The organism is Pseudomonas sp. JE3303, from assembly GCF_056312565.1.
On record NZ_JBWGIF010000024.1, the window covers coordinates 1 to 12,295 of the forward strand.

General features: G+C 63.2%; 12 protein-coding genes and 1 tRNA gene. 6 read left to right on the forward strand and 7 right to left on the reverse strand.

The window, feature by feature from the left end; all coding sequences use genetic code 11:
• Positions 1-353: 353 nt before the first annotated feature.
• Positions 354-1,517, reverse strand: coding sequence for a trans-sulfuration enzyme family protein (locus AC0ZZU_RS23730; protein WP_476343847.1), 1,164 nt, complete (start codon positions 1,515-1,517; stop codon positions 354-356).
• 115 nt (positions 1,518-1,632) lie between these two features.
• On the opposite strand from AC0ZZU_RS23730, the gene AC0ZZU_RS23735 reads away from it, so the two are divergent.
• From AC0ZZU_RS23735 to AC0ZZU_RS23750, 4 genes are all read left to right on the forward strand, one after another.
• A complete protein-coding gene (locus tag AC0ZZU_RS23735; RefSeq protein WP_476343848.1) occupies positions 1,633-2,091 on the forward strand; it encodes an Lrp/AsnC family transcriptional regulator in 459 nt (152 codons plus the stop codon).
• A gap of 105 nt (positions 2,092-2,196) precedes the next feature.
• Positions 2,197-3,201 (forward strand): GTP 3',8-cyclase MoaA, encoded by a 1,005-nt coding sequence (gene moaA / locus AC0ZZU_RS23740; RefSeq protein ID WP_476343850.1) that lies wholly within the window; start codon positions 2,197-2,199, stop codon positions 3,199-3,201.
• A 22-nt stretch (positions 3,202-3,223) separates the two neighbouring features.
• Positions 3,224-4,123 (forward strand): bestrophin family protein, encoded by a 900-nt coding sequence (locus tag AC0ZZU_RS23745; protein WP_476343852.1) that lies wholly within the window; start codon positions 3,224-3,226, stop codon positions 4,121-4,123.
• Positions 4,124-4,207: 84 nt separating this feature from the next.
• Positions 4,208-5,095 carry a LysR family transcriptional regulator gene (locus AC0ZZU_RS23750; RefSeq protein WP_476343868.1) on the forward strand — a complete coding sequence of 296 codons (888 nt, stop codon included), beginning with the start codon at positions 4,208-4,210 and terminating at the stop codon, positions 5,093-5,095.
• A 63-nt stretch (positions 5,096-5,158) separates the two neighbouring features.
• On the opposite strand, the gene mqo is transcribed toward AC0ZZU_RS23750, so the two are convergent.
• From mqo to dapA, 6 genes are all read right to left on the reverse strand, one after another.
• Positions 5,159-6,817, reverse strand: coding sequence for a malate dehydrogenase (quinone) (gene mqo / locus AC0ZZU_RS23755; RefSeq protein WP_476343854.1), 1,659 nt, complete (start codon positions 6,815-6,817; stop codon positions 5,159-5,161).
• A 405-nt stretch (positions 6,818-7,222) separates the two neighbouring features.
• Positions 7,223-7,312, reverse strand: a tRNA-Ser gene (locus AC0ZZU_RS23760).
• Between the two features lie 92 nt (positions 7,313-7,404).
• On the reverse strand, positions 7,405-8,115 hold the full coding sequence (gene purC, locus AC0ZZU_RS23765) for a phosphoribosylaminoimidazolesuccinocarboxamide synthase (protein WP_476343856.1): 711 nt from the start codon (positions 8,113-8,115) through the stop codon (positions 7,405-7,407).
• 28 nt (positions 8,116-8,143) lie between these two features.
• Positions 8,144-8,902: an MBL fold metallo-hydrolase gene (locus AC0ZZU_RS23770; RefSeq protein ID WP_476343858.1), complete on the reverse strand. Its 759-nt coding sequence runs from the start codon at positions 8,900-8,902 to the stop codon at positions 8,144-8,146.
• Positions 8,903-10,018 carry an outer membrane protein assembly factor BamC gene (gene bamC / locus AC0ZZU_RS23775; RefSeq protein WP_476343860.1) on the reverse strand — a complete coding sequence of 372 codons (1,116 nt, stop codon included), beginning with the start codon at positions 10,016-10,018 and terminating at the stop codon, positions 8,903-8,905.
• 13 nt (positions 10,019-10,031) lie between these two features.
• Complete coding sequence (gene dapA / locus AC0ZZU_RS23780) at positions 10,032-10,913, reverse strand: 4-hydroxy-tetrahydrodipicolinate synthase (protein ID WP_476343862.1); 882 nt, start codon at positions 10,911-10,913, stop codon at positions 10,032-10,034.
• A gap of 259 nt (positions 10,914-11,172) precedes the next feature.
• Between dapA and AC0ZZU_RS23785 the strand changes: the two genes are divergently transcribed.
• Together AC0ZZU_RS23785 and AC0ZZU_RS23790 are read left to right on the forward strand one after the other, a co-directional pair.
• A complete protein-coding gene (locus tag AC0ZZU_RS23785) occupies positions 11,173-11,733 on the forward strand; it encodes a glycine cleavage system transcriptional repressor (protein ID WP_476343864.1) in 561 nt (186 codons plus the stop codon).
• Positions 11,734-11,743: 10 nt separating this feature from the next.
• Complete coding sequence (locus AC0ZZU_RS23790; protein WP_476343866.1) at positions 11,744-12,217, forward strand: peroxiredoxin; 474 nt, start codon at positions 11,744-11,746, stop codon at positions 12,215-12,217.
• Positions 12,218-12,295 lie beyond the last annotated feature (78 nt).

The following is a 12,295-nucleotide window of genomic DNA, read 5'->3' on the forward strand; positions in this document are numbered from 1 at the left end:
CGAAGCGGCCGTAAAACCTGCAACTTCGATGTGTCAGACAAAATGCGTATGCAGGGTTTACGGCCGCTTCGCGCCCGATCGCGGCACTAGGCCGCTCCCACAGGTTCTTCGCCCGATCGCGGCACTAGGCCGCTCCCACAGGTTCTTCGCCCGATCGCGGCACAAGGCCGCTCCCACAGGTTCTTCGCCCGATCGCGGCGCAAGGCCGCTCCCACAGGTTCTTCGCCCGATCGCGGCACAAGGCCGCTCCCACAGGTTCTTCGCCCGATCGCGGCACAAGGCCGCTCCCACAGGTTCTTCGCTCGATCGCGGTATAAGGCCGCTGCGCCAGGTTCTTGTGGGGGAACCTGGGGTCAGGCGCTCAACTGCAGTGCGGTCTCCAGATCCGCGATCAGGTCGCGGTGATCTTCGATTCCTACCGACAGCCGCAGCAGGTTCTCGCCGATGCCGATGCGCATTTTCTGCTCGGGACTCAGTGAGTTGTGGGACATGCTCCACGAATGGTTGATCATGCTCTCTACCCCGCCCAGGGAGTCGGCCAGGACGAAGATCGATAACCCTTCCACCAGCCGGTTCACGGCCTGGCGGTCACCCTTGATTCTCATCGACACTACCGCCCCGCCGGTGCGCATCTGCTGCTTGCACAGGGCCTGCTGCGGGTGGCTGTCGAGCTCGGGGTAGAACACCTGCTCGACCTGTGGATGCGCCTCAAGGAAGCGGGCAATGCGCAGGGCGTTGGCACACTGGCGCTCCATGCGTACGTCCAGGGTCTTGAGGCCGCGCAGGGCGAGGTAGCAGTCGAAAGGTCCCTGGATGGCGCCGACGGCCATGCTGATCTTGCGCAGGCGCGCCAGCAGTTCGTCAGTGGCAGCCACCACCACGCCGCCGATCAGGTCCGAATGCCCGCCGATGTATTTGCTCGCCGAATGCATCACGAGGTCGACGCCGAGGTTGATCGGCTGCTGGTTCCAGGGCGAGCAGAAGGTGTTGTCGACGCAGGTGAGGATGCCGCGTGCCCGCGCCAGCTCGCACAGTGCCTTGATATCGACCAACTGCAGCAAGGGGTTGGTCGGGGTCTCGATCCAGATCAGGCGGGTGTCGGGGCGGATCGCGTCGGCCACGGCCTGAATGTCGTTGAGGTCGACGTAGGTGGTGGTCAGGCCGGCACTGTGGCTGCGGTAGTCTTCCAGCAGGCGGAACGTGCCGCCATACACGCCGTTCATTACCACCACGTGGGAGTCCTTGGGCAGCAGTTCCAGCACGGTCGCCGTGGCACCCACGCCCGAAGCGCAGGCGACTGCGCCGGAGCCCTCCTCCAGGGCCGCTATGCAGGTTTCGTACGCGTGGCGGGTCGGGTTGCTGACTCGGCTGTAGGCGTATTCGGTGTCTTCGTCCAGGCTGCGCTTGATGAAGGTGCTGGCGGTGACGATGGCGGGGAAGATGGCGTTGTCGGCGACGGAGAACTGCTCGCCAGCATGGAGGGTGCGGGTTGCGAAGTTGCGCGGCTTGTCGGACATGCTCGGGACCAGGGATACGGGGGATGACGGCAACTATGGCATATCCGCAGGTTCCATTGTTTCCGCGAGATGGCTAGTCTGGAGAAACCTTTTCTCCTATACGCATGCGACCGACATGGACAGTTTCGACCAGCACATCCTCACCCTGCTCCAGCGCGACGCCTCGATCTCTCTCAAGGATCTGGCCGAAGCCGTCAACCTCACCACCACGCCCTGCTGGAAGCGGGTCAAGCGGCTGGAGGAAGAGGGCTACATTCGTGGCCGTGTCGCCCTGCTCGACCCGCAGCGCCTGGGGCTGGGGCTATCGGTGTTCGTCCAGCTCAAGACCCAGCGCCATGACAATGCCTGGCTGGAGCAATTCGCGCGCACGGTGACGGGCTTCGAGGAGGTGATGGAGTTCTATCGCATGTCCGGGGACTGGGACTACATGCTGCGGGTGGTGGTGAGCGACATTGCGGCCTATGACCGCTTCTACAAGCGACTGATCACCAGCACCGATGGCCTGTCCAATATCACCTCGAGCTTTGCGATGGAGCAGATCAAGTACACCACTGCCTTCCCTGTACGGCGGTGATAGACCGGGTCAATCGCCCGGTCGACCGAAGCTATTTGACGCCCCGCAGCGCACGATATAGCTTCTTGAGACAGTCCCTGCCAAGGCAGCCCAAGAGACCCCCTCGTGAACAATGACAGCGGCGCACTGATCGACAGCTTCAACCGCAAGGTCGACTACCTACGTATGTCGGTCACCGATCGCTGCGACTTTCGCTGTGTGTACTGCATGGCTGAAGAGATGCAGTTCCTGCCCCGCGAGCACATCCTCTCCCTCGAAGAGCTGTATCAGGTTGCCGAGCGCTTCGTTGCCCTGGGCACGCGCAAGATCCGCCTGACCGGTGGCGAGCCGCTGGTGCGCAAGGGCATCGTCGAGCTTTGCCAGCGTATCGCCGCCCTGCCCGGGCTGCGCGAGCTGTGCATGACCAGCAACGGCTCGCAGCTGGGGCGCTTGGCCCAGCCCTTGTTCGATGCTGGGGTGACGCGCCTGAACATCAGTCTCGACAGCCTCGACGCGCAGCGCTTCAAGGCGCTGACCCGTACGGGCGACCTGGAGCAGGTGATTGCCGGGATCGATGCGGCGAGCAAGGCGGGCTTCAGGCGGACCAAGCTCAATTGCGTGGTGCTCAAGGGCCGCAATGACGACGAGATCGTCGACCTGGTGCGCTTTGCCATTGATCGCGAGCTGGATATAACCTTCATCGAAGAGATGCCCCTGGGCGTGATCAGCGAGCATGAGCGCGGCGAATCCTACTGCTCGAGCGACGAAGTCCGCGCGCAGCTTGCCGAGTATTTCACCCTGATCGATTCCGCCGAGTCCTCCCAGGGCCCGGCACGCTACTGGCGCCTGGCCGAGGCGCCGAATACCCGGGTCGGCTTCATCTCGCCCCATAGCCACAACTTCTGCGCGACCTGCAACCGGGTGCGGCTGACTGTCGAGGGCCGCTTGTTGCTGTGCCTGGGCAACGAGCATTCGCTGGACCTCAAGCAAGTATTGCGCGACCACCCCGGCGACGCCGTCAGCCTGGAAAAAGCCATCCGCCACGCCGTGGGGCTCAAGCCTTACCAGCACCACTTCGAGGTGGGCGGCGAGGTGCAGATTCTGCGCTTCATGAACATGACCGGCGGCTGAGCCGCAGGGATACCGCGACCCGATGATCGTCCACTCCCGCCCCGATGTTCTGCGTGTGCTGTTCACCCTGAAGGGATCGATCGTCAAGCGCATCGCCCTGCGGTGCCTGATGGTCACGCTGCTGGCCGCGCTGATCGTGCTGGTCGAGCGCCATTACCCTGCCTTCTTCTATCCGGTCAGCGCCACGCCCTTCACCCTGCTCGGGCTGTCCCTGTCGATCTTCATGAGTTTCCGCAACAACGCCTGTTATGACCGCTGGTGGGAGGGACGCAAGGCCTGGGGCAAGCTGATCATCGAGACCCGCTCATTCGTGCGCGAGAGCGTGATCATCAACGATGCTGAGCTGAGGGAGGAGTTGCTGCGGGCGCTCCTCGGCTTCGCCCATGCGCTCAACGCCAAGCTGCGTAACGAGGACGACAGGCAAGCGGCGCAGGCGTGGCTGCAAGCGCCGTTTGTGGCCAGCCCGCACAATCCGTGCGACAGCATTCTCCAGCACGTCGGGGCGAAGTGCTCGCGCCTGGCACAGGACGGGCAGATCAGTGACTGGCGGTATGGCCTCCTGACGCAGCACCTCAACGGCTTGTCCGAGGTGCAGGCCACCTGCGAGCGCATCAAGGGCACGCCCCTGCCCTTCCCGTACACCTTGCTGCTTCATCGCACCATCTACATCTTCTGCCTGCTGCTGCCCTTTGCGCTGGCTGAGCCATTGGGCTGGCTGGCCCCGCTGTTCACCACCATTGTCAGCTACACCTTCTTCGGCCTGGACGCCATCGGCAACGAGCTTGAGGACCCTTTCGGCCGAGACGAGAACGACCTGCCCACCGACGCGCTGGTGCGCACGGTCGAGCGCGACGTGCTGGCGGCGATGGGGCACAGCGAGCTGCCGCCTGCGCTGGTGCCGGTGGACTACGTGCTGAGCTGAGCACGCCTTCGGTAAAGTTGGATCGCCGCCGCGGAGTTGGGTAAGGTCATGGGAGTTTGTCTCCCGATTCCCCTAGGCCGCACCATGGACATCAAGCAGCTCAAGTTTCTCATCGCCCTGGACCAGACCCGGCACTTCGGCCAGGCGGCCGTGCTGTGCCACATCACCCAGCCGACCCTGTCCATGCGCCTGCGCAGCCTGGAGGACGAATTGAACCTGGTGCTGGTCAAGCGTGGCCAGCGTTTCGAGGGCTTCACCGAGGCGGGTGAGCGGATCCTGGCATGGGCGCGTACCCTGCTGGCCGCCCATGACGGCCTGCAGGCCGAGGCTGCCAGTTGCCGCGGGCAGATCGTCGGCAGTTTGCGCCTGGGCAGCGTGCCGCTGTCGAGCTTCAACCCCATGCAGCTGCTTCGGCCCTTGCGGGAGAAATACCCTGAACTGCACTTCGAGCTGAGTTCGCTGAGCTCCGAGCAGGTCATCGACGGGCTGAGCCGCAACCAGCTGGACCTGGGTATCTGCTACCTGGATCAGGTCGATGCGAGTTTCTTCGAGGTGATCGAGCTGGGCACCACCACCATGGGCTTGCTGCACGACACCCGGCACTTCCAGTTCGACGCCGTCCAACTGCAATGGCAGGCCCTGGCTGGGTTGCCGCTGGGGCAGTTGAGCAAGGGCATGCACTATCGCCAGTCGCTCGACCTCAGCCTGCGCAGCCACGGCCTCGACACGGTGGCCGTGCTGGAGAGCGACTCGAGCTTCCAGCTGGTGCAGGCGATCAGTGCCGGCATCTGCTGCGCCGTGATGCCGCTCGACTGCGGGATGGAGGACTTGAGCGAGCACCTGCGCATCGTGCCCATCGAGGACGCCAGCATCCACAGCCCGATCGGCCTGCTGCTGCGCAAGAGCGAGCCGCGCTCGGCCATCGCAGAGCAGTGCTTCGTGGAAGCCAAGGCGTTGTTCAGCAAGGCGTGAACACAAAAAAGCCCCGAGGCTGCCAGATGGCAACCTCGGGGCTCTTGGGTGCAGCGGGTTGGCTTACAACGCCATGTCGCTGGCAGGGTTGCTTTCGACAGCAGCGGCAGCCGGTGCAGCAGGCGCAGCTGTTTCAGCAGGCGCGGCAGCGGTCTGGTCGATCACCGGCGCTTTGGTCAGTTGCAGGACTTCAGAGGTGTAGTCCCACTCTTTCTGCACGGCAGCAGCCGATTCGTTCAGCTTGGTGCCGTAGCTCGGCACGATCTCGCGCAGGCGGGCTTGCCACTCTGGGGTCGCGACCTTCTCCTTGAAGATGGTTTCGAGCACGTGCAGCATGATCGGGGCCGCAGTCGAGGCACCCGGCGAAGCGCCCAGCAGGCCGGCGATGGTGCGGTCTTCGGAAGCGACAACTTCGGTGCCCAGTTTCAGCACGCCGCCGTTGGCTTCGTCACGCTTGATGATCTGTACGCGCTGGCCGGCTTGCCACAGGCGCCAGTCTTCCTTCTTGGCATTCGGGAAGTATTCCTGCAGGGCCTTGAAGCGGTCGTCGTCGGACAGCATCAGCTGGCCAGCGAGGTACTCGACCAGTGGGTACTGATCGACACCGACCTTGGTCATCGGCCAGACGTTGTGCAGGGTGGTAGTGCCCAGCAGGTCCAGGTACGAGCCGTTCTTCAGGAACTTGGTCGAGAAGGTCGCGAATGGGCCAAACAGGATGACGCGCTTGCCGTCCAGCACGCGGGTGTCCAGGTGCGGTACCGACATGGGCGGCGCGCCAGTGGAGGCGATGCCGTAGGCCTTGGCCATGTGCTGCATGGCAACGGTCGGGTTCTCGGTTACCAGGAACGAGCCACCTACCGGGAAGCCTGCGTATTCCTTGGCTTCAGGAATGCCGGACTTCTGCAGCAGCTTCAACGCGCCACCACCGGCGCCGATGAACAGGAACTTGGCGTCAGTCGCGGTGCTGTCGCCGGTCTTGAGGTTCTTGTACTCGACGTGCCAGGAGCCATCTTTGTTGCGCGAGATGTCCTGCACTTCGCTGGACAGCTTCAGCGAGAAGTTAGGCTGGTCCTTGAGGTGGCCAACGAACTGGCGGGTGATCTCGCCGAAGTTGACGTCGGTGCCGATTGGAGTCCAGGTCACGGCCAGCTTCTGGCTCGGATCACGGCCTTCCATCATCAGCGGGACCCACTTGGCGATCTGCGCGTGGTCCTCGGAGTACTGCATCGGCTGGAACAGCGGGCTCGCCTGCAGGGCGTCGTAACGCTTCTTCAGGAACTTGATGTTGTCATCACCCCAGACGAAGCTCATGTGCGGGGTGGAGTTGATGAACGAGTGCGGGTTTTTCAGGACGCCATTGCGCACCTGCCACGACCAGAACTGACGGGAGATCTGGAACGACTCGTTGATTTCGATCGCCTTGGAGATAGTGACGTTGCCGTCCTTGTCTTCAGGCGTGTAGTTCAGCTCGGCCAGCGCGGAGTGGCCGGTACCGGCGTTGTTCCAGCCGTTGGAGCTTTCTTCGGCGACGCCGTCGAGGCGTTCGACCATTTCCATCGACCAGCCCGGCTCCAGCTCGTTGAGCCAGACACCCAGGGTCGCACTCATGATGCCGCCGCCGACCAGCAGAACGTCAACTTTACGGGTTTCTTCGGCGTGCGCTTGCAGGACACCTGCCGCTACTGCCAGTGCCAGCAAGGCCTTGCTTGTTTTCTTGAACATTGATCAATCCACTCAATAGAACATATCCGCCCGCGGCTCTTCATCGCAGCAGCCTGAGAGGTCATCACGGTATGGATGACACCAGGTGGGCGTTGTTGAAGACGAAGGTGGCTGGTTTCGAGGGCCAGGTGAAAACCCGGCCGCAACTGCTCATGCCTTCAGCGCTCGTTTGTTTTGATCGTTGGATTGAGCTGCTTGAGAAACATAGGACGCCGCCCTGCGCGGACCCAGGGGACCGGCTAAGGCTGAAACGTTTTATGGATTGTAACCGAAATGCCACTGCAAGAGAAATGGCGATGTCAATATGACAGTTTGTCCCAGGCATGGGACAAAGAAGGAAGAGGCCTGAAACAACAAAGCCCCTGGCAACGGTGAAGTTCCCAGGGGCCTTGCAGGTGTAGCGTATGGCGGAGAGATAGGGATTTGAACCCTAGGTACTGTCGCCAGTACAACGGATTTCGAATCCGTCCCGTTCGGCCACTCCGGCATCTCTCCAGTGGCGCGCATGATACCAGCAGTTTCTTTAAAGGCAAACCTTTCTTTGAAAAAAATTGCGTGGTATCAGGCGCTTGCGCGGATGTGCCGGCTTACAGCGGCACGCCCAGGCGTTTGGCAACTTCTTCGTAGGCTTCGATCACGTTGCCCAGGCCTTGGCGGAAGCGGTCCTTGTCCATCTTCTCGCGGGTCTGCTTGTCCCACAGGCGGCAACCGTCCGGGCTGAACTCGTCGCCCAGCACGATCTGGCCGTGGAACACGCCGAATTCAAGCTTGAAGTCGACCAGCAGCAGGCCTGCGTCGTCGAACAGCTTGGTCAGCACTTCGTTGACCTTGAGCGACAGGGTCTTCATGGTCGCCAGCTGGTCAGCGGTACCCCAGCCGAATGCCACGACGTGGGATTCGTTGATGAAGGGGTCGCCCTTTTCGTCGTTCTTGAGGAACAGCTCGAAAGTCGAAGGCGTCAGCTGGATGCCTTCCTCGACGCCCAGGCGCTTGACCAGGCTGCCGGCGGCATAGTTGCGCACCACGCATTCGACCGGGATCATGTCGAGCTTCTTGACCAGGCATTCGTTGTCGCCGAGCAGCGCGTCGAACTGGGTCGGAATGCCGGCTTCTTCAAGCTTCTGCATGATGAAGGCGTTGAACTTGTTGTTCACCATGCCTTTGCGGTCGAGCTGCTCGATACGCTTGCCGTCGAACGCCGAAGTGTCGTTGCGGAACAGCAGGATCAGGCGGTCGGCGTCGTCGGTCTTGTAAACCGACTTGGCTTTGCCACGGTAGAGTTCTTCGCGTTTTTCCATGATGGGCTCCGCTTGCTGAGTAGTTGGGCTAGGCGATTTCACGCCAGTCGAGCCCATGGTCCTGATTCGCCACCTGGAGCCAGTCCGGATCGCACCCCAAGGTGTCGACAAAGCACTGACGCGCCAGCTGTGGCAGGTTGTTCTTGCTGCTGAGGTGGGCGAGCACCAGATGCTGCAGGTTTTTCCAGCCCAACTCGGACACCAGGCTCGCGGCCTGGTGGTTGTTCAGATGTCCCTGGCTGCCGCCGACCCGCTGCTTGAGAAAATACGGGTAGTGCCCGCGCGCCAGCAGGTCACGGCAGTGATTGGCCTCGATCAGCAACGCGTCCAGGCCCTGGTAGCGTTCCAGCAGGTGCATGTCGTAGGAGCCCAGGTCGGTCAGCATGCCGAAGCGGCGCCGGCCATCACTGACGACATACTGCAAGGGCTCCAGGGCATCGTGCTCGACACGCGAGGCGCTGATCTCGAGCGCGCCGACCTGCAGGCTGCCGCGGCAGGCGAGAAAGCCCGCCGCCTCGACTGGCTTGCGCATGCCGCGCAGCGTGCCTTGGCTGAGGTAGACCGGCACATTGTAACGCCGTGACAACAAGCCGACCCCATGGACGTGGTCGGCATGCTCATGGGTCACCAGTACCGCGCTCAACTGCGCCGCAGACACGCCGAGCAGCGCCAGGCGCCGCTCGGTCTCGCGCAGGGAAAAGCCGCAGTCGACCAGGATGAAGGTATCACCACTGGCGATCAGCGTGCCGTTTCCCTGGCTACCGCTTCCAAGTACCGCGAAGCGCACTTAACCCAGGTTGTCCTGAATGACGCTCAGCACGCGGCGGGCGACATCGGCCGGGGCCACGGTGTTTATGTTCTTCTCGACGGTGACCTGGACGTTGTCGCCGACCTTGGCCAGGCGGACCTGGTAGCGCTCGGCGCGGGCTTCGCGCTCTTCCTGGGTCGGCTCGCTGCCGAACAGGCGGCTGAAGAAGCCCGGTTGCTGCTGCTTGTCTTCAGGCTTTTCGGACAGGTTGATGTAGTACAGGCCAAGGCTGCGGTTGATGTCTTCGACGCGCCACTCGCCCTGCTCCAGGGCACGGCCCACGCTCGACCAGGCTCGGTCGAGGTCGGCGCCCAGGAACAGCACCGGGTTGCCGCTGCCGTCTTCGCTCAGGCTGACCTGGCTCGGGGCATCGAAGTCACGCGCGGCCAGGAGCGACACCGAACCGCCCTTCTCGGCGCTGCGGGTCATGCTGGCGAGCATTTCGTCGACCAGCAGGGCATCGACGCCGGTGTTGTTGGAGGCGGACGGGAAGCCTGGCTCGGCAGTGCTGCCGGCCGGACGCTCGACGCTGACGATGTAGATTTCGCTGGTGCCGCGCTGCACGCCCGGCTCCATGCGCACTCGCACGCGCACTTCGCTGTCGGTGCTGCTGGCGGCGCTGCCCAGGCGCTGGCCCATGGAGGCCGAGAGCTCGTCGAAACGCTGCCAGGTGGTGTTGAATTCACCTGTCTGCGGGCGCTCTTCGGCAATGCGGAAGCCGTTATCCTCGAAGAACTGGCGCGCGATCGGCCAGACTTCGGCCGGCGCGCGCTGGGCCAGCACCCAACGGCTGCTGCCGCTGCGCTGCAGGCTGAAGTCGCTGACATCGGCGGTGGCCGACAGCGGCTGCGGACGCGGCACGTCGTACTCGCCCTTGACGTTGTCGTCGGCGACGTTGCGTGGGATCGGCAACAGCGGATCCATGCGCTTGACGTTGGTCGCATCGGGCGGCAGCTGCATCGGGGCAGTCTGGTTCGCCGTCAGGTAGTCGCTGCCACGGTCGCGGAAATAACCCTCGTCGCCCCACAGCCAACCACAACCGCTGGTGCTGGAAATAATCAGGGCAAGGGCGGAAAGACCAGCCAGTCGCTTCATGCGGTGTACGTCCTCAATCAAACTTCAGGCCGCACTGGCGCAGGGCCTGGCGTACCGTTTCGTGGCAGGGGGCACTCAGCCAGGTCAGTGGCAGGCGAATGCCTTCATGCATCAGGCCCATCTCCACCAGCGCCCATTTCACCGGGATCGGGTTGGCTTCGACGAACAGGTTCTTGTGCAGCGGCATCAGCTTTTCGTTGATCGCGCGGGCCTTCTCGGCATTGCCCTCAAGGGCGGCCTCGCACAGGTCGGCCATTTCGCGCGGGGCGACGTTGGCGGTGACCGAGATATTGCCTTTGCCGCCCAGCAGGATCAGCTCGACTGCGGTCGGGTCGTCGCCGGACATCACGATGAAGTCATCGCTGACGCCGTCGATGATGGCCTTGGCGCGCTGCAGGTCGCCGGTGGCTTCCTTGATGCCGATGATGTTCGGCACGGTCGACAGGCGGATCACGGTCTCGGCCTGCATGTCGCAGGAGGTGCGGCCGGGAACGTTGTAGAGGATCTGCGGGATGTCGACGGCTTCGGCGATGTGCTTGAAGTGCTGGTACAGGCCTTCCTGGGTCGGCTTGTTGTAGTACGGGACTACCAGCAGGCAGGCGTCGGCGCCGGCCTTCTTGGCGTTCTGGGTCAGTTCCACGGCTTCGCGGGTGGAGTTGGCGCCGGTGCCGGCGATGACCGGGATACGGCCATTGACACGCTTGACGACGAATTCGATGACCTTGATGTGCTCATCGACATCGAGGGTCGCCGACTCACCGGTGGTGCCGACGGCGACGATCGCGTGGGTGCCATTCTCCAGGTGGAAGTCCACGAGTTTGCTCAGGCTGTCCCAGTCAAGACGCCCTTCTGCATCCATGGGTGTGACCAATGCCACCATACTGCCCGCAATCATGAAACTGCTCCTGCCGGAAAAAGAGAGCGGTAATGGTACTGGCGCCATCGACCTTGCACAAGCGAAGCAGGCGGGTGGAGCATTCCCTCCGGCGCCAGATTTCGCTACCCTCTCCCCTTTGATTGGTACAGCGTGGCCCGCCGGGCCGCCGACAACGCCTGCTGCCCGCGTCCACGGCCCCCATGTCGGGCCACGGGCCCCGCCATCCAGGCATCTGCACCCGTCCTGTACCGACCGCTCATCGCTTTAGGAATGCTGCATGTCCACCCCCACCGTACGCGAACAATTCCTTGTCATCAGCGCCCTGGGCGCCAACCCCATGGAGCTGGCCAACGTCCTCAGCCGCGCCGCCAACGACAACCGCTGCGCGGTAGTGACCTCGCGCCTGACCCGCCACGGCGAGACCAGCGCGCTGGTCCTGCAGGTCGCCGGCAGCTGGGACACCCTGGCACGCTTCGAGGCCGGCCTGCCTGCGCTGGGCAAGAAGCACGCCTTCACCCTGAACATGGTGCGTAGCGCCGAGCTTGAGGTGCGCCCCCAGGCCTTGCCTTATGTGGCCTATGTCAGCGCCGCCTATCGGCCGGACATCATCAGTGAGCTGTGCCAGTTCTTCCTCGACCACAATGTCGAGCTCGAGAACCTGACCAGCGACACCTACGAAGCCCCGCAGACTGGCAGCAGCATGCTCAATGCCACGTTCACCGTGACCTTGCCGGCCGGCACCCAGATCAGCTGGCTGCGCGACCAGTTCCTGGATTTCGCCGATGCGTTGAACCTGGACGCGTTGATCGAACCGTGGCGCCCACAGAACCCGATGTAAGGAAAGCCACATGGCCGTAGCACTCGACCAACCCGTCGCCGACTTCCAGGCCCAGGCCACCAGTGGCCAGGCCGTCAGCCTGGCAGGCCTCGCCGGGCGCCAGGTGGTGCTGTATTTCTACCCGAAGGACAGCACGCCTGGCTGCACCACCCAGGGGCAGGGTTTCCGTGACCAGCATGCAGCGTTCCAGGCGGCCAACACCGAAGTGATCGGCGTATCGCGCGATGGGCTCAAGTCCCATGAGAATTTCAAGGCGAAGCAAGGGTTTCCCTTTGAGCTGATCAGCGACAAGGACGAGGCGCTTTGCGAGCTGTTCGGGGTGATCAAGCTGAAGAAGCTGTATGGCAAGGAGTACATGGGAGTGGACCGCAGTACCTTCCTGATCGACAAGCACGGCGTGCTGCGCCAGGAATGGCGCGGGGTGAAAGTGCCCGGGCATGTGGATGCGGTGTTGGCTGCGGCGCAGGCGTTGAATCAGGCGTAGGCGCCCCTGCTGCTCTTGACCTTTGTAGGAGCGGCCTTGTGCCGGGACGCCGGACCGCGCGAAGCGGGCCGGCGTCCC

Excerpts from the sequence above, each read along its gene's own strand:
- AC0ZZU_RS23750 (WP_476343868.1), top strand. The coding sequence starts at position 4,208 with ATGGACATCAAGCAGCTCAAGTTTCTCATCGCCCTGGACCAGACCCGG.
- dapA (WP_476343862.1), bottom strand. The coding sequence starts at position 10,913 with ATGATTGCGGGCAGTATGGTGGCATTGGTCACACCCATGGATGCAGAA.
- AC0ZZU_RS23730 (WP_476343847.1), bottom strand. The coding sequence starts at position 1,517 with ATGTCCGACAAGCCGCGCAACTTCGCAACCCGCACCCTCCATGCTGGC.
- AC0ZZU_RS23745 (WP_476343852.1), top strand. The coding sequence starts at position 3,224 with ATGATCGTCCACTCCCGCCCCGATGTTCTGCGTGTGCTGTTCACCCTG.
- mqo (WP_476343854.1), bottom strand. The coding sequence starts at position 6,817 with ATGTTCAAGAAAACAAGCAAGGCCTTGCTGGCACTGGCAGTAGCGGCA.
- bamC (WP_476343860.1), bottom strand. The coding sequence starts at position 10,018 with ATGAAGCGACTGGCTGGTCTTTCCGCCCTTGCCCTGATTATTTCCAGC.
- AC0ZZU_RS23790 (WP_476343866.1), top strand. The coding sequence starts at position 11,744 with ATGGCCGTAGCACTCGACCAACCCGTCGCCGACTTCCAGGCCCAGGCC.
- purC (WP_476343856.1), bottom strand. The coding sequence starts at position 8,115 with ATGGAAAAACGCGAAGAACTCTACCGTGGCAAAGCCAAGTCGGTTTAC.
- AC0ZZU_RS23785 (WP_476343864.1), top strand. The coding sequence starts at position 11,173 with ATGTCCACCCCCACCGTACGCGAACAATTCCTTGTCATCAGCGCCCTG.
- AC0ZZU_RS23735 (WP_476343848.1), top strand. The coding sequence starts at position 1,633 with ATGGACAGTTTCGACCAGCACATCCTCACCCTGCTCCAGCGCGACGCC.